At 43.0% G+C, this 15610-nt stretch carries 15 protein-coding genes; 4 read left to right on the forward strand and 11 right to left on the reverse strand.

Annotation, left to right across the window (positions count from 1 at the left end):
• Positions 1 to 62: 62 nt before the first annotated feature.
• Positions 63 to 1256, reverse strand: coding sequence for a class I SAM-dependent methyltransferase (locus tag ONE56_RS06500; protein ID WP_423840452.1), 1194 nt, complete (start codon positions 1254 to 1256; stop codon positions 63 to 65).
• A 169-nt stretch (positions 1257 to 1425) separates the two neighbouring features.
• Positions 1426 to 2829 carry a methyl-accepting chemotaxis protein gene (locus ONE56_RS06505; protein ID WP_423840453.1) on the reverse strand — a complete coding sequence of 468 codons (1404 nt, stop codon included), beginning with the start codon at positions 2827 to 2829 and terminating at the stop codon, positions 1426 to 1428.
• An 89-nt stretch (positions 2830 to 2918) separates the two neighbouring features.
• Here ONE56_RS06505 and yccX point away from each other — a divergent pair, with 89 nt between their 5' ends.
• Positions 2919 to 3191, forward strand: a complete 273-nt coding sequence (gene yccX, locus ONE56_RS06510) for an acylphosphatase (RefSeq protein ID WP_423840454.1) — start codon at positions 2919 to 2921, stop codon at positions 3189 to 3191.
• Between the two features lie 2 nt (positions 3192 to 3193).
• On the opposite strand, the gene ONE56_RS06515 is transcribed toward yccX, so the two are convergent.
• The 6 genes from ONE56_RS06515 to ONE56_RS06540 form a co-directional block, all read right to left on the reverse strand.
• A complete protein-coding gene (locus ONE56_RS06515) occupies positions 3194 to 3523 on the reverse strand; it encodes a TusE/DsrC/DsvC family sulfur relay protein (protein ID WP_014231912.1) in 330 nt (109 codons plus the stop codon).
• 347 nt (positions 3524 to 3870) lie between these two features.
• Entirely contained in the window at positions 3871 to 4533 is a 663-nt protein-coding gene (locus ONE56_RS06520) for a Bax inhibitor-1/YccA family protein (protein WP_331438873.1), read from the reverse strand.
• Between the two features lie 245 nt (positions 4534 to 4778).
• On the reverse strand, positions 4779 to 5528 hold the full coding sequence (locus ONE56_RS06525; RefSeq protein WP_331438872.1) for an amino acid ABC transporter ATP-binding protein: 750 nt from the start codon (positions 5526 to 5528) through the stop codon (positions 4779 to 4781).
• Positions 5529 to 5551: 23 nt separating this feature from the next.
• Positions 5552 to 6649 carry an amino acid ABC transporter permease gene (locus tag ONE56_RS06530; protein ID WP_041154327.1) on the reverse strand — a complete coding sequence of 366 codons (1098 nt, stop codon included), beginning with the start codon at positions 6647 to 6649 and terminating at the stop codon, positions 5552 to 5554.
• Position 6650: 1 nt separating this feature from the next.
• The gene (locus tag ONE56_RS06535; protein WP_423840455.1) at positions 6651 to 7856 is read right to left on the reverse strand and encodes an amino acid ABC transporter permease; all 1206 of its coding nucleotides are present in this window, start codon (positions 7854 to 7856) and stop codon (positions 6651 to 6653) included.
• 216 nt (positions 7857 to 8072) lie between these two features.
• A complete protein-coding gene (locus ONE56_RS06540) occupies positions 8073 to 9101 on the reverse strand; it encodes an amino acid ABC transporter substrate-binding protein (RefSeq protein WP_423840456.1) in 1029 nt (342 codons plus the stop codon).
• 461 nt (positions 9102 to 9562) lie between these two features.
• Between ONE56_RS06540 and ONE56_RS06545 the strand changes: the two genes are divergently transcribed.
• The gene (locus tag ONE56_RS06545) at positions 9563 to 10483 is read left to right on the forward strand and encodes a bifunctional precorrin-2 dehydrogenase/sirohydrochlorin ferrochelatase (protein WP_331438869.1); all 921 of its coding nucleotides are present in this window, start codon (positions 9563 to 9565) and stop codon (positions 10481 to 10483) included.
• A gap of 98 nt (positions 10484 to 10581) precedes the next feature.
• On the opposite strand, the gene ONE56_RS06550 is transcribed toward ONE56_RS06545, so the two are convergent.
• Positions 10582 to 11064 carry a YajQ family cyclic di-GMP-binding protein gene (locus tag ONE56_RS06550; RefSeq protein ID WP_041154325.1) on the reverse strand — a complete coding sequence of 161 codons (483 nt, stop codon included), beginning with the start codon at positions 11062 to 11064 and terminating at the stop codon, positions 10582 to 10584.
• A gap of 28 nt (positions 11065 to 11092) precedes the next feature.
• On the reverse strand, positions 11093 to 12142 hold the full coding sequence (locus tag ONE56_RS06555) for a 3-deoxy-7-phosphoheptulonate synthase (RefSeq protein WP_041154324.1): 1050 nt from the start codon (positions 12140 to 12142) through the stop codon (positions 11093 to 11095).
• Between the two features lie 323 nt (positions 12143 to 12465).
• On the opposite strand from ONE56_RS06555, the gene ONE56_RS06560 reads away from it, so the two are divergent.
• Positions 12466 to 12963: a DUF4442 domain-containing protein gene (locus tag ONE56_RS06560; protein ID WP_331438868.1), complete on the forward strand. Its 498-nt coding sequence runs from the start codon at positions 12466 to 12468 to the stop codon at positions 12961 to 12963.
• 18 nt (positions 12964 to 12981) lie between these two features.
• On the opposite strand, the gene ONE56_RS06565 is transcribed toward ONE56_RS06560, so the two are convergent.
• Positions 12982 to 14334: a hypothetical protein gene (locus ONE56_RS06565; RefSeq protein ID WP_041154322.1), complete on the reverse strand. Its 1353-nt coding sequence runs from the start codon at positions 14332 to 14334 to the stop codon at positions 12982 to 12984.
• 131 nt (positions 14335 to 14465) lie between these two features.
• On the opposite strand from ONE56_RS06565, the gene ONE56_RS06570 reads away from it, so the two are divergent.
• Complete coding sequence (locus ONE56_RS06570; RefSeq protein WP_041154321.1) at positions 14466 to 15299, forward strand: CvfB family protein; 834 nt, start codon at positions 14466 to 14468, stop codon at positions 15297 to 15299.
• Positions 15300 to 15610: the final 311 nt, after the last annotated feature.

The following is a 15610-nucleotide window of genomic DNA, read 5'->3' on the forward strand; positions in this document are numbered from 1 at the left end:
TGAACAAAAACGGAGCGTTGAAACGCTCCGTTTTTATAATAACCGAATATTAGAAATGCTAATTAAAGCACTTTACACGCAAAGCCTTTTAGGTAAAAACCTTCTGGGTAAGCCGTGTCAGTTGGGTGGTCTGCTGCTTGTTCAAAACGCTCTACAAATTTCACTTTTCGATTGGCATCGACTGCGGCATCGGCGATGATTTTTTGGAACAGCACTTGGTCCATTAACCCAGAGCAAGAGTAAGTAAGCAGTGTGCCACCAGGCTTTAGGATCTGCATGGCTAGCATGTTGATATCCTTATAGCCTCTGCATGCACCGTTAAGTTGCGCTTTGCTTTCGGCAAATTTTGGCGGGTCCATAATCACCACATCAAATTTAGTGCCTTGATCGCGGTACTCACGCAGCAACTTAAACACGTCTGCGTTTAGGAAAACAGCGCGCTTCTTAGAAATATCAAACTCGTTCAATTCAGCGTTAAATTTAGCCGTGTCCAGAGCAGGCTGAGAAACGTCCGCGTTAATCACGCGTTTTGCGCCGCCTTTAAGAGCATAAAGGCCAAAACCACCAGTGTAAGAGAAACAGTTTAGGACTTCTTTATCTTTGACATATTTCATGGACTGCTGACGGCTGTCGCGCTGGTCTAGGTAGAAACCGGTTTTATGGCCACCAACGATATCAACACTGATTTTCACGCCGTTCTCTTCGATGACCACAGATTTTGGTGGCTCTTCACCATGTAAAACGCCTGTGGTTTCTTTCAAACCTTCTTTTTTACGGACCGCAACGTCAGAACGTTCGTAAATATTGCAGTCAGGGAAGCACTCAACAAGCGCGTCTACGATTGCCTGTTTATTGTATTCTGCACCTGCACTTAACAACTGACAAACAAAGAAGTTTTGGTAGCGGTCGATTGTGATGCCAGGTAAACCGTCAGACTCAGCTGCGATTAATCGGTAACCTGTTAGGCCATCGCGTTCAATCACATCTTCACGCAGAAGCTGTGCGTCTTTAAAACGTTTAACGAAAAACGCCTTGTTGATGTCTTCTTTTTCAAAGCTCCAAATACGAGCACGAATTTGAGATTCCGGTGAGTATGCCGCTTTTGCTAACCATTTACCGTCGTGAGTGAATACATCAACGGTTTCGCCAAGTGCGGGATCACCCTCAACGTTGTTGATGCCTCGAGAGAAAATCCATGGGTGCTTACGCTTAACCGATTTCTCACGACCTTTTACCAAATAGATAGCAGCTGTCATTTCTTTAGCTCTTGTTGAATTTTGAAAGGGGCGTATTGTCCGGGATGTCGCCAGCAAAAGCAATAATGAATGGGTTTAGAAGGAATGTTGCAATGGAAAAGGGCCACCGAAGTGACCCTTTAAAGTGATTATCTCGAACAAAAAGGAACCTCCGAAAGGTTCACTACATCTAAGCTTTCAAGCCAATAAGTAATGATTCCATGGAATCACTTTGCTTACGTAGCTGATCGATATTTTGGGACGTGGTGTTGATCATATCATTAACGCTGTTTGCCTGGATTCGAATTTCTTCCACGCTCGACGCAATGTTGTCTGCGACGACACCCTGTTCTTCCGCGGCTGTAGCAATTTGCATACTGCTGTCAGAAATGGTTTGGTTTTTATCCGCGAGAGAGCCGATTTCTTGATTAACTTCATCCATCAAAGTATGGCCTTTATTCGCATTAGAAACCGTCACTCCCATGATTTGTGTCAGTGATTGGCTGTTGCGCTGAAGGGATTCAATCATGTTCTGAATTTCTACAGTGGCTTGCTGAGTCCGGCCCGCTAGAGCGCGTACTTCATCGGCAACAACTGCAAAGCCTCTGCCTTGCTCACCTGCACGTGCGGCTTCTATTGCCGCATTGAGAGCGAGTAGGTTAGTTTGCTCGGAGATAGCATTTATCGTCGTAACGACATCATCTATTTTTGCGGCATTTGCATCAAGATCTTCCACCGCTTTAGAGGCAGATTGTATTTCACTAGATAAGTTGGATATTGAGTGAAGTGTATTTTCAACTTTGAGTTGTCCCGATTGTGCCACATTACGCGCATCATCTGTTTGTGTGCTTGAGTCGTGAGCTAAGGTGGCGACTTCACGAATCGTTGAAGCCATTTGTTCTGTCGCGCTTGCTAGTGAGTTTAGGTGCTCTTGCTGCGTATTTGAAATCGTAGAGCTCTGAACAATGGACTGGTTTAGGTCGGAGCTGATTTGCTGCATTAACGCGACGGATTCTTGTATCGATAGAACCTGCTTTTGCTCTCGTTCTGCCACTTTATCAATTGTAATCGCGATTTCACTGAACTCATCTCGTACCGGGAAGAAATTCATACGAGCAGTCAAGTCGCCACTCGCTAATGTGTTGAGTGCCTTGTTCATGGTGAACATCGCGCCGCCGATAAAGGTCATGATGTAGTAAACACCAAGAGCAAATACCAACACACTCACTGCAATAATGCCGATTTGAATGCTAGAAAGCGCAGACCATAAGGTTTGGTTATTGTTTGCCGTGAGGCTGTACGCGCCATCGAGTACGGGTATAGCGTTAGGGCCGTCACCTAGCGTTATCGTTGTCGAGTCCGCGAGAATACCCATCACTTGTGCTTGAGACAAGTTACCGGCCTCGATAATGTCTTTCATCAATACAAGCTGCTCTTGTTTGACGTTGGAGAACATCGTGTTAGCTGCATCGTTGAATACTAGCGTAAGTATTGAGAGAGTGAGCAGTGGTAGGATAAAGAGTAAGTAAAACTTTTCTTGAATTTTTAAGTGAATGAGATATTTATCAATCCAACGAAATGGGATTTCTTTCATAATTATAACAACCTAATAAAAACCACTATTATTAGTGAAGTGAATAGACGTATCGAATATAACACTCAATGAATGGAAGCGGCACAAACATGAACTTAAAGTGTGAAAGATTTATCGTTAAAGGTTTAGTTCAAGGTGTGGGGTTTCGTTATCAAACCTCACACCAAGGTATGACATTGGGATTGACCGGCTATGCGAAGAATTTAAACAACGGTGATGTAGAGGTGATGGCATGCGGTACGGAAGCGCAAATTGCTGAGTTTTCCGAGTGGCTCGAAGAGGGACCGCGGACAGCAACAGTAGAAAGCGTCAGTAAAGAAAGTGCCTCTTATAAGCCTTTCCGCGGGTTCAAAATATTATAGCGCTATAAGCATTTAGCGGGTTTTGGTAGTCCTGCGAGTTTGGTTGCTTGTTTCGCTGGACCTTTCTTAAATAGCTTAAATAGGTACTTGCTGTTACCTTTTTCTGGCCCATGTGCCTTTTCCATTGCTTTTACCAGCATACGTACTGCGGGAGAGGTGTTGAATTCTTCGTAAAAGTCTCTTACAAAGTGCACCACCTCTAAATGTGCCTCAGTTAATTCTATGCCTTCTTCTTCTGCCAACAACTCAATCATACCTTCTTCCCATTGTGTATGGTCTAGTAAGTACCCTTGAGCATCAGTCTCAATTTCTTTGCCGTTATAAACGAACATGTTGTTCTATCCGTTACTGTTCTTTGAAGCCTATAGGTTATCTCACTCATATAGTTCTTCTCAACAAATTAATGAACTCTACCTTTTAAGCGGAGCGAAATCGTACAGGCACTTAAGGACAAACTGACGAATAAGTCGGATAGGATGAGCATATTCACATATCTGAATTTGTATGCGGTTTGTTGGGGATATTCCCGGGCGAGTATTTTTAAAGATGCATAAATATAAAAGGTTAATTCATTGATGGCGACAAAGTAGCGAGTGCTACAACCTTAACGCCAGTGAAAAGAAAAGCCCGAAGCTTCTGAAGCTTCGGGCTTTTTGGAGTTTCATTTAATACGTAGCGATTAGTCGTCGTTCATGATGCCTAAAATGCTTAGTAGGCTAATGAAGATGTTGTAGATTGATACGTACAGAGTAATCGTTGCAGAGATGTAGTTTGTTTCACCACCACGAATGATGCCTTGTGTTGTCATCAGAATAGCCATGGTTGAGAACACGATAAACAAGCTGCTCATTGCTAGATGCAGGATTGTTGATTGAATGAAGATGCTTGCAATCATACCAACCACCAGCACAACAAATAGAGACAACATAAGTCCACCCATCATCGATAGGTCACGTTTTGTTGTAAGCGCGTAGGCTGATGCCGCCATAAACGATAGGGCAGTACCACCCAGAGCGGTCAGTACCACATCACCCATACCTGCACCTATGTACATATTCAGGATTGGGCCGATTGTGTAACCAAGGAAACCAGTAAACAGGAAGGTAAACACCAAACCTAGACTGTTGTTACGGTTTTTCTCAGTCAAGAAAAGTAGACCATAGAAACCAACCAACATGATGATAATACCTGGTCGCGGCAAGTTGAATGCCATGGAGACACCAGCAACTAAAGCAGACCATAGCAGTGTCATTGAAAGCAGTGCGTAAGTATTACGCAATACTTTGTTTGTCTGTAGAGCACTTTCTTGTGTTGAAGTGCGGGTAAACATTGGACTATTCATAATCTTCCTCGATATGAGACTTTCTTTCTTTATATGTACATTTATGGGGTTGAAAGTTCAAAAAATCAAGCCCTAACCATGTATTGCCATGACAAAATAATAATGGAAATAAGGCGTTATGTATGCGGGAACTTGTAACACAATATTACTGTCTCGCATAGTGTAACAACTGCGTTTGCCATGTACCAAAAAGCACTGACGCGATCGCGGTCAGTGCTTATATATTCACACCTTAAAACAAAGACTTAATGATGTAAAATCTGAGCGAGGAAGTTCTTTGTGCGATCAGATTGCGGATTCTCGAAGAAATCGACAGGATTATTTTCTTCGATAATTTCCCCTGCGTCCATAAAGATCACTCGGTCCGCTACTTCTTTGGCAAAGCCCATCTCATGCGTAACACAAAGCATGGTCATACCTTCTTCAGCAAGTTCCACCATAACATCCAACACTTCACGTACCATTTCTGGATCGAGTGCTGATGTTGGTTCGTCAAACAGCATTACTTTCGGGTTCATACATAATGAGCGAGCAATAGCAACACGCTGCTGCTGACCACCAGACAATTGGCCAGGGTACTTATCAGCTTGATCTGGGATTTTAACGCGCTCTAAGTACTTCATTGCAATTGCTTCTGCTTCATCCTTGGGCATTTTCTTCACCCATATTGGCGCAAGCGTACAGTTCTCCAATACTGTCAAGTGCGGGAACAGGTTGAAGTGCTGGAAACACATACCGACTTCTCGGCGAACGGCCTCGATGTTTTTTAAGTCTTCGGTCAGCTCGTTACCTGAAACGTAAATTTGCCCAGCTTGATGCTCTTCCAACCGGTTAATACAGCGAATCATAGTCGATTTTCCCGAACCAGAAGGTCCACAGATAACGATCTTTTCGCCTTTTTTAACGTCTAGATTGATGTTTTTCAGTACGTGAAACTCACCATACCATTTGTTCATATCCTTAAGTTGGATCATGTAGTCTTGTTGTTGCGTCATAATACGTCCTTGATCTTGATGAGTTATCGTTTGTGACCGGTATGAAGTTTATTTTCTAGCCATATCGAATAGCGCGACATGCCGAAACAAAATACCCAGAACACTAACGCGACAAATACATAACTTTCCGTTGCAAAACCAAGCCATTCAGGGTCGGTGTTTGCGGCTTGTCCGATACCTAACACGTCAAACATACCAATGATGAGTACCAGACTGGTGTCTTTAAATAGACCGATAAAGGTGTTCACGATAGAGGGAATAGTGATTTTAAGCGCCTGTGGCAAAATGATAAGTCCGGTCTTTTTCCAGTAACTTAATCCAAGCGCATCAGCTGCTTCATATTGCCCTTTGGGAATCGCTTGTAGACCGCCACGAATGACTTCTGCCATATAAGCTGAAGCAAACATGACAACACCGATCAGGGCGCGAACCAATTTATCGGTATCTGAACCTTCTGACATAAACAGAGGTAGCATTACTGAGGCCATGAACAAAACGGTGATCAATGGAACACCACGCCATACCTCGATGTAGACCGTACACATACTGCGAATAATCGGCATCTCAGAACGTCGACCCAACGCTAGCGCCACACCGATAGGTAGGGACACAACGATACCAACGAGTGCGATGATCAATGTAACCAGTAAGCCACCCCATTTGTGCGTATCGACGACTTCAAGCCCAAATACGCCACCGTAAAGTAATGCAGCGATTAGAAATGGGTAAACATTGACAAAAAACAGCCACAACCAAACGCGTTTCGGTGTTTTTTCGTACGCCAGTAGCGCAGTAATGATAGCAAGTGTGATGTAAAACAGGCGAGGGCGCCACAGTTCGGCTTCAGGATAAAAGCCATACATGAACTGCTCCCAGCGAACACTAATAAAAACCCAACATGCGCCTTCTCGGGTGCAGTCGTCGCGTGTGGTGCCGATCCAATCCGCCTTTATAAACGCCCAGTCTGCGATGTTCCAAAGCGCGGTAATCGCAAAATACGCTAGAACAATCGTTAGGACGGAATTGACTGGACCATTGAATAGGTTTTTACGCATCCAACCAACCACACCAACCGTATTCGACGGTGGCGGGAGATCAGGCTGAAACTGATGTATGCTCATATTATCTCTCCACCAATGCCACTTTACGGTTATACAAGTTCATTAACGCCGATGTGACGAGGCTTAGCGTTAAGTAAACGCCCATCGTCATTGCGATAATTTCGATCGCTTGCCCTGTCTGGTTAAGCGTGGTACCCGCAAAGACTGAAACTAAGTCAGGGTAACCAATCGCCATCGCTAACGAAGAGTTTTTCGTCAAGTTTAAATATTGACTGGTCAAAGGCGGAATAATGATTCGTAAAGCTTGCGGAATGACAACCAGCTTCAGTGTTTTTGAGCGAGAAATGCCGAGTGACATCGCGGCTTCGGTTTGCCCGTGGTTAACGGCGTTAATGCCTGAGCGAACAATTTCAGCAATAAAAGACGCGGTGTAAACACTCAGTGCAATAAGTAACGCAGCCAGCTCAGGAATAATGCTGATGCCACCTCTGAAGTTAAACCCTTTCAGTTCGGGAAAATTAAGAGAAATTGGCATTCCAGCTAGGAGGTATACAACCACAGGGAGTACGATGATTAAGCCAAGTGCTATACGACCCATCGGAGTTTGTTGACCGGTCAAGCGCTGCTTGTTTTTCGCCCATATTGAAATGATGATGGTTGCAATAACGCCGATAACGAAAGCTGCTACTACTATGCCACTGCCGTCTTCCATCACAGGAGCAGGAAAAAATAGTCCTCTGACATTTAGGAATACAGCTTCACCTAGGCTGATACTTTGTCGCGGGGATGGTAATGCCTGAAGTACCGCAAAATACCAAAAGAAAATTTGAAGCAAAAGTGGGATATTTCGAAAAGTTTCAATATAGACAGCGGCAAAGCGGCTCACTAACCAGTTAGTAGAGAGACGAGCAACCCCCATGGTGAAACCAATCACTGTTGCAAAGATAATTCCTAGAAAGGAGACGAGAGCAGTGTTGAGAAGACCAACGATAAAAGTTCTACCGTAAGAGTAGGTTTCATTGTAGTCGATTAATGTTAGCCCTATACCAAAGCCAGCTTCTTGGTTTAAAAAGCCAAAACCTGTTGCTATGCCTCGTGCGTCTAGATTATTTAGAGCGTTGTTAACAATTGTGTAAAAGAAAAGTACCAGTGCTGCTATGGCAATGATCTGGAAAATAGCGGAACGAAAAGCTGGGTTATAGATCAGGCTTTTATTTCCACTTGGTTTGGACATCGTACTTGGCGATGCATCTTTCGTCGGTTTCATACAGCGATAACCTCAAACCTTAGTTATAAATACCATTTGTATGAATAAGAAAATCTCCTGCAGTCTTCATGACGCTCTTATTGCACATCCGACTTCAGTTGTAGGCACACTGATAGATGATGATTAACAAGCTTCAGGCCGACTTAATGAGTGTTCCTTACTCATTCAGGCTACGATCAAAAAAGGGCGGCAAACACCGCCCTGATCAGCTCATTTTTATCGGATTGGTGGCGCGTACATGAAGCCGCCTGCATTCCAAAGTGCATTAACACCACGAGAGATGTCTAGAGGAGAGCCCTTACCAACGGTTCTCTCAAAACTTTCTCCATAGTTACCGACTTGTTTGACGATTTGATAGCCCCAATCATCACGAATGCCTAGACCTTTGCCTTTAGGTCCATCGACACCCAAGATACGTTTGATGTTTGGATCGGTAGATTTCAACATCTCATCCGCATTTTTAGATGTTATACCGTATTCTTCCGCGTTCACCATCGCTGAAAGCGTCCATTTGGCGATGTTGAACCATTGATCGTCACCTTGGCGAACTACGGGGCCTAGAGGCTCTTTAGAGATGATTTCGGGAAGGACTTGAGCAGAGGAAGGATCAGCTAAGTTTAAACGCAATGCGTATAGACCGGATTGGTCTGTAGTTAGCACATCACAACGACCAGAATCGAATCCTTTAGAAGTTTGTGCCGCGGTATCAAATACCACAGGTTTATAAGACATGCCGCTATTACGGAAGTAGTCTGCTAGGTTAAGCTCTGTTGTCGTACCCGACTGAACACATACAGAGGCGCCATCAAGTTCTTTGGCGCTAGTCAGGCCAAGTTCTTTTTTCACCATAAAGCCTTGACCATCGTAGTAGTTGACACCTACGAAGTTAAGTCCAAGTGCTGTATCACGGTGTAGCGTCCAAGTCGTGTTGCGAGAGAGAACATCAATTTCGCCAGATTGCAGCGCAGTGAAGCGTTCTTTCGCAGTCAATGGTACGTACTTAACTTTGGTTTTATCCCCAAGAACCGCGGCTGCTAATGCTTGGCAATACTCTACATCTATGCCTTCCCATTCACCTTTAGAGTTCGGGTTTGAGAAGCCAGGTAGACCTGTACTGACGCCACAGCTTAAAAAACCCTGTTTTGTCACTTTGTCTAGAGTAGTGTCTGCAGCTTGCGCTGAGGTAGCCATCATGGCAGTAGAAGCCGCTACGATGGAAGCAAGAACTGTTAGTTTGTTTGCCATTTGTATCCTTCCTGTATGATCCATGTTAAATCAGGAGACGACCTGAACAATGTGTGTCCTAGTTATTTGTGTTGTTGTCCTACGTGGTTGATTTTTGGTGAAACGCTGTTCAACAAAGTAACCGACTTAAGCGTAGGAAAGAATCTGTGAATTCGCAATTATATAATTTAAATCAAGTTTTTAAGGTAGCGTCCTGCATACCTTGACTCTTAGAATGACGAAATGTTAATTGTTTGTAAATAGTGCAATTGGTGATCAATATGGTGCACCAGAATAAACCACATAAAATGTGGTGAAATGAAAGGATAAAAACCTACTAATAAAACAACAATTTAGAGTGGTCTGCTGAGTTGCGGCGAAATTCGAACAAAAATTATATCTAATGTCGAAATGGGATGATGATCATGCCCCATTTTTGGTAGCATGGAATCAATAGTTCATCAAAGTAATCATGGATCGAAATGCGATATTTTCCTCTGTTCTTAGATTTAATCAATAAACCTGTGCTCATCGTTGGTGGTGGGGAGGTTGCAAGCCGAAAAGTTGAAGCATTACTGAAGGCTGGGGCAGATGTAACCATTGTGTCTCCAACGTTAGTGGATTACTTAGCCAAAATGGCCGAAGAGCACCAAGTTGAATGGATACAGCGCTTCTATTCAAGTGACATTGTCACAAAGCGCTTCATTCAAGTATGGGCAACCACCGATAATCCTGACTTAAATCATCAAGTGTATAAAGATGCGAAAGAACTTGGGATTTTGGTCAACGTCGTCGATGACAAACCATATTGTGATTTTATTACCCCATCGATGATAAATCGTGGTCGTATTCAAATCGCAATTTCAAGTGGCGGTGCTTCACCTGTCTTGATTCGAAATATTCGAGAAAAATTAGAAGCCATTTTGCCCCAAAATATGGGACTAATGGCAGACTTTGCCAATTCCAAGCGCAATTCAATTAAGGCTGACTTACCCAGTGTCGACTTACGCCGTAAGTTCTGGGAAGCGTTTTTTGCGAACCCGTTGGTAGAGAATGCCCGGGACAATAGAGATTTAGAAACCATCTATAAAGCCACAATGGCGAGTCCACTGGATGAAAAGGGCAGTTGTACTTGGATTCATGTTGGTAAAGATCTCGAAATGTTGCCGATTAAGGCTGTACGTTACATGCAGCAAGCGGAGTTAGCCTTGCACTCAACAAAGTGTGAATCCGACGCTATGGAACTGGTAAGAAGGGACGCAGAGAGAGAATCCTTTACTAATGCGGCGCAATTATCGGATATGCTTACAAAAGCGAAACAAGAGAATTTGCGTGTTTGTGTCTTTATTCCTGATAACACCAGCGAGTTCATGCTGCTACAAGGGCAAGATCTTGTTATTTGATAGGCCCAAGTGACCTACCTTGAGTGGACACAAATATGAGTGGATACAAAAATGCCGACGAGCAATTCGTCGGCATTTTTATTGACTGACTAGGCTTCTTAATCACGGAAGTTATTGAACTGGAATGGCTGTCCTAACTCTGCTTCACGGATCGCTGCCATTGTTGCTTGTAAGTCATCGCGTTTTTTCCCTGTCACGCGGACCTTATCCCCTTGGATAGAGGCTTGAACTTTCAACTTAGCCTCTTTAATTAGCTTAACCAGTTTCTTTGCGGTGGGCGTGTCGATGCCTTGGCGGAAAACAATATTCTGATGCCAGTTTCTACCCGTCGCTTCTGGATCTTTGGATTCCATTGCATTGGCATCAATATTACGTTTAGCTAAATGACCACGTAGGATGTCGCGCATTTGCTTAAGTTGGAATTCGCCTTCAGCAGCGACTTTTACGTTTTCTTCTATGAGTTCAAAACTCGCATTTACATTTCGAAAATCGAAACGAGTCGACAGTTCACGATTCGCATTATCAACAGCATTGCGAAGTTCCACCGAATCAATTTCTGACACAATATCAAAGGATGGCATGAAGATTCCTCAGTTAATGAAGTTGTTATTATTTCGCTTTAACTGCATCGGCTAGCAAATCTAGCATCGTTACAGTGTCGTCCCAACTAAGACATGGATCAGTAATAGACTGACCGTAAGTTAAGTTGTTAATGTCTGTCATAGGCTGGTTGCCTTCTAGGATGAAGCTTTCCGCCATAACGCCTGCAATACGCGTACTACCAGACTTAATTTGATCACAAATATCACGAGCAACATCGATTTGCTTTCGATGTTGTTTTTGGCAGTTGGCATGACTAAAGTCCACAATCAATCGCTGTGGTAAGTCGAATTCAGCCAACGAGTCACATGCTTGTTTAACCGAAGACTCATCAAAGTTTGTACCGTTATCACCACCACGCAAAATGATATGGCCGTATGGGTTACCGCTGGTACGGTAGACCGTCATGCGTCCATTTTTATCTGGTGAATAAAAGTAGTGGGACGCTTTAGAGGCTCTGATGGCATCTATCGCTATTTTAACATTGCCATTGGTGCCGTTTTTAAATCCGACTGGACAGGACAACGCAGAAGCCATTTCTCGGTGAATTTGAGACTCTGTAGTGCGAGCGCCAATGGCCCCCCAAGAAATCAGGTCAGAAATATACTGGCCAGTAATCATATCTAGAAACTCTGTGGCCGTGGCAAGTCCTATCTTATTGATGTCTAAAAGCAGCTTACGTGCTTTATGTAGGCCTGCTTCAAGCGCATAGGAACCATCAAGGTTAGGATCGGTGATCAATCCTTTCCAGCCCACGACTGTGCGAGGTTTTTCGAAATAGGTTCGCATGACAATGAACAATTCGTTTTTGTACTGATGTTGAATGTCACTCAGTCGTTTGGCGTAATCAATTGCAGCTTCTGTATCGTGGACAGAGCAAGGGCCAACGATGACGAGTAAGCGATCATCGTCACCCGCAAGAATATTTTCAATCTGACGACGTGATTGCGCGATGCGCTCTGCCACATCATCGGTAATAGGATATGCACTACCGAGTTCGGCGGGGGTAGGCATTGGACCCATAGGTTGGGTTCTCAATTCATCTGTTTTTATAGGCATCTTGTAGCTTTATTCTCTATTACGAAGCAGTAAAGATAACGGAATTGGGGCCAGGAATAAACTGCTTCGCTGGATTCTTCGGCCGTAAACCCTAATTTGTCGGGAAAATTGTAGCAAGTGTTGGCTTTTCCATGGCCTTCCGGGGGCTTGTGATCATGGAAGAAGAAGTAAATAAACTAAACACCTGTTTAAGATCTACATTCCGTTAACATCTCTTTGACATGTCTGGTTTTCGTTGATTAACTGGTCTAATGAGATTTGTAGGGCGATGCGTTGAATACATCATCATCAAAAATCTGCCCAAACGGAAGGGAGAGTAAAGAATGTTATCTGCTGTAAGACGCGCAAACTTGTATCTTAAAGTCTTTGGTTTCACAAAGGTGCCGTTAATTTGGCTTTGTCGCCCCAAAATTATTGCGATTGATAGCCAGCATGTAGAGGTAAAAATTCCACTGCGTAAACGCACTAAGAATCATTTGAATAGTATGTATTTTGGCGCATTAGCAATTGGTGCGGATGTGGCGGGTGGTTTTTTAGCGATGAGTAAAGCAAAAGAAAAGGGCGAGTTAATATCACTTGCTTTTAAAGGAGTAAAGGCGGATTTTCTTAAGCGGCCAGAAGCAGATGTGCACTTTGTTTGTCAGGATGGGGATGTCATTGACCAAATGCTCGATCACACACTGGCAACGGGAGAGCGCGTGAATCGAGATGTAAAAATTATCGCGCTTTGCCCAACTTTGCATGGTGATGAACCTATGGCCGAATTTCACTTAACTCTTTCAATAAAAAAAGCCACTCAAGAGTCTAAGCAAGCGGCTTAAAGTTAAAGGAAACTGTGGCTAGGTGAGATGGATCTGTTCGATGGAAACAATTTTTGAACGATTCATCACGACTTTCCATCGATAGTATACTGGCTCGTCTTTGTGATTGTCTTCTTTGACAATCACGTTAACTAAATGGTGTTTTTCTATCGACTCTTTACTTACTTGCCCTTCATGTAAGTGGTAAACACGATTTGAGCTTTTATCCATCAATCGAAAAATGGGTCTCAAGTTGACGTATAGACTTTCTCTTGTTTGTTCGTATCCGCTTAAGAAAAGCGAGGTCGCCATCTCCGTTTTTTCGTGGTAATGAAGGATAGTTTCTTCTCGTTGAACGATGCGCTTTTTACGAATGCTTTTAATTTTATCTGGTAGCTTTGATAACGTTCTGTAATCAAGCCACTCTAATTTTCGTCCCACCACTTTTTTTGTCGTTGGATCAATGTATTTCTTGCGCCATTTCGGTTTACCTTTGCGAATCCAACGCCACATTGCATCACGTAAATCGTCTTTAAAAATTTCTCGAAGCGCATAAATAAAAGACAAAGCAATAATAAACGATGCAGAAATTTCTCCTAGATAGTCACGTGCCAAGATTACGGTCGAGGTGACAACGACCATCACCAAGCCAGTCGCTATCCCCTTAATTGCGCGTTTGATGTTGTTTCCCATTGAAATGGTTTGCTCCCGCAGCACAATAGGATGCTCAATTAAGCGTCTTAACAAACGCATTTTATTCGACAGGCGAATTACATTATCAACAACTTTTGATGAGTTGTATTTGTTCAATTTTCTGTGTGCTTGTTCCTTTTCACACAAGGTGATTAAACGGGACTTGATCGTGCTGTAGTCACCACCGCGCGGCAAATGAGCAATGAGTGATAAAAATTTTTGCTCGGTGTACCAAGACAAATAGTTGTCAATGTTCACGTAATAGCGCTTTAAATTTTCTTCGTAGGGAATGGATCGTCGAAGTCGTTTTAGAATGGCAAGCGTCAGTTTGATCACTTCATCAATTTCGTCTTCGGTGACAGAACTCGGGTCAAGTTTGTTTAAACTCGCAACCGCTTTATCTAAGGCAATGACATATTGATAGGCAAATAAGCTCAAACTTACGCGATATTGCTGATTGGATAGATGGCCTCGTTTTGCGAGTCGACTATGAACCAGAGGAAGCATGATTTCCGTACTGTAATATGAACGTTGTTGAGTTATGTAAGTGTAATAAAACTCTGACTCAGTAAGGATATCGGAGTTGAGGCCAAGTTCACCTGGGACGAAGAAATAAATATCAAGGTCGACACTCTTACTCTCTGCTAGCGAGTGACTGATTTTTAATGTAATAGAATCTTGCTTATCAACGGTGACCAAAAAAAGCTCCAAACATCTTGAGGTTATTTGGGGATATACCCAAATAGGATAACAGAGCAGAGTGGTTTTCTCTCTGATTTTCTTGTTAGTTTAGGTATAATTCAAAGTAAATTTACAAAGAGACAAAATCCATGATTAAAATTGGTCAAATTAACAGCTTAGAAGTCATTAAACAGGCTGATTTTGGCGTATTTCTGGATGGAGACGATTACGGTTCCGTTTTGTTGCCAAATAAGTATGTTCCTGAGGGGACTGAGCTTGGTGATTACATCGACGTGTTCTTGTACTTCGATTCAGAAAGCCAACTTGCTGCGACCATTGACAAGCCGATTGCCCAAGTGGGCGAGTGGGGCTTAATGAAAATTGAAGGTGTGAGTAGCACTGGTGCGTTCGTGAATTGGGGCATTAAGGAAAAAGACCTTTTAGTGCCATTTAGTGAACAGAGAACGCGTTTTTCTGCCGGTCAAACCATCTTAGTGTATGTCTACACAGATAACGCTTCTGGGCGTATTGTCGGTACAACAAAGTTCAACAAATGGTTGGATAAGACGCCTGCAAATTATGAAGTAAACGAGCAAGTCGACTTGATCATTGCGGAGCGCAGCCAGCTTGGCTATAAAGCTATTGTGAACGGCAAACACTGGGGCATGATATTTCCATCAGATGTATTTGGTAAGTTGTACATTGGTAAAAAACTGAAAGGTTTTATTAAGCAGATCCGAGAAGATGGAAAAATCGATTTAGCGCTGCAAAAAGTTGGCATTGCTAAAATGGACGATTTGTCTAGCAAAATTCTTGAGCAACTGGAAAAGAAAGGCGGCTTCCTGCCTCTCAATGACAAATCTGACCCTGATGCGATATTTGATGCCTTTCGTACGAGTAAAGGTACCTATAAAAAGACAATCGGCGGTCTGTATAAGCAGGGTAAAATCATTATTGAAAAAGATGGCATACGTCTGGTTTAATATTCGTTTGGCTTAATAAGCAAGACAAAACACTTAATCTACATTGAAAGAAAAAGATAATAAGTAGAAGGCAAAAAAAACGGCCCAAAGTCGTCCTTTTTTTGGGCCTAGGGGAAAATGGCTCCGTGGAGCCTACGCTAAACTTTATTTTTTATTTTCGGGGAAAATATCCAGTAAAAGAACGTCTCAAAATACGACTTAGTTTACTTGAGTTTAGTACAGCAAACCCAGATAGCTAGGGCTCTGAGACGCTTTCCGTGCTACAAAACAAAAAGCCATCATAAATATGATGGCTTTTCATTTAGTTATAG

Source organism: Vibrio mytili (assembly GCF_049563345.1).
GTDB classification, from domain to species: Bacteria; Pseudomonadota; Gammaproteobacteria; order Enterobacterales; family Vibrionaceae; genus Vibrio; species Vibrio mytili.

Coding starts and splice junctions, on each gene's coding strand:
- ONE56_RS06500 (WP_423840452.1), bottom strand. CDS start 1,256: ATGACAGCTGCTATCTATTTGGTAAAAGGTCGTGAGAAATCGGTTAAG.
- ONE56_RS06505 (WP_423840453.1), bottom strand. CDS start 2,829: ATGAAAGAAATCCCATTTCGTTGGATTGATAAATATCTCATTCACTTA.
- yccX (WP_423840454.1), top strand. CDS start 2,919: ATGAACTTAAAGTGTGAAAGATTTATCGTTAAAGGTTTAGTTCAAGGT.
- ONE56_RS06515 (WP_014231912.1), bottom strand. CDS start 3,523: ATGTTCGTTTATAACGGCAAAGAAATTGAGACTGATGCTCAAGGGTAC.
- ONE56_RS06520 (WP_331438873.1), bottom strand. CDS start 4,533: ATGAATAGTCCAATGTTTACCCGCACTTCAACACAAGAAAGTGCTCTA.
- ONE56_RS06525 (WP_331438872.1), bottom strand. CDS start 5,528: ATGACGCAACAACAAGACTACATGATCCAACTTAAGGATATGAACAAA.
- ONE56_RS06530 (WP_041154327.1), bottom strand. CDS start 6,649: ATGAGCATACATCAGTTTCAGCCTGATCTCCCGCCACCGTCGAATACG.
- ONE56_RS06535 (WP_423840455.1), bottom strand. CDS start 7,856: ATGAAACCGACGAAAGATGCATCGCCAAGTACGATGTCCAAACCAAGT.
- ONE56_RS06540 (WP_423840456.1), bottom strand. CDS start 9,101: ATGGCAAACAAACTAACAGTTCTTGCTTCCATCGTAGCGGCTTCTACT.
- ONE56_RS06545 (WP_331438869.1), top strand. CDS start 9,563: ATGCGATATTTTCCTCTGTTCTTAGATTTAATCAATAAACCTGTGCTC.
- ONE56_RS06550 (WP_041154325.1), bottom strand. CDS start 11,064: ATGCCATCCTTTGATATTGTGTCAGAAATTGATTCGGTGGAACTTCGC.
- ONE56_RS06555 (WP_041154324.1), bottom strand. CDS start 12,142: ATGCCTATAAAAACAGATGAATTGAGAACCCAACCTATGGGTCCAATG.
- ONE56_RS06560 (WP_331438868.1), top strand. CDS start 12,466: ATGTTATCTGCTGTAAGACGCGCAAACTTGTATCTTAAAGTCTTTGGT.
- ONE56_RS06570 (WP_041154321.1), top strand. CDS start 14,466: ATGATTAAAATTGGTCAAATTAACAGCTTAGAAGTCATTAAACAGGCT.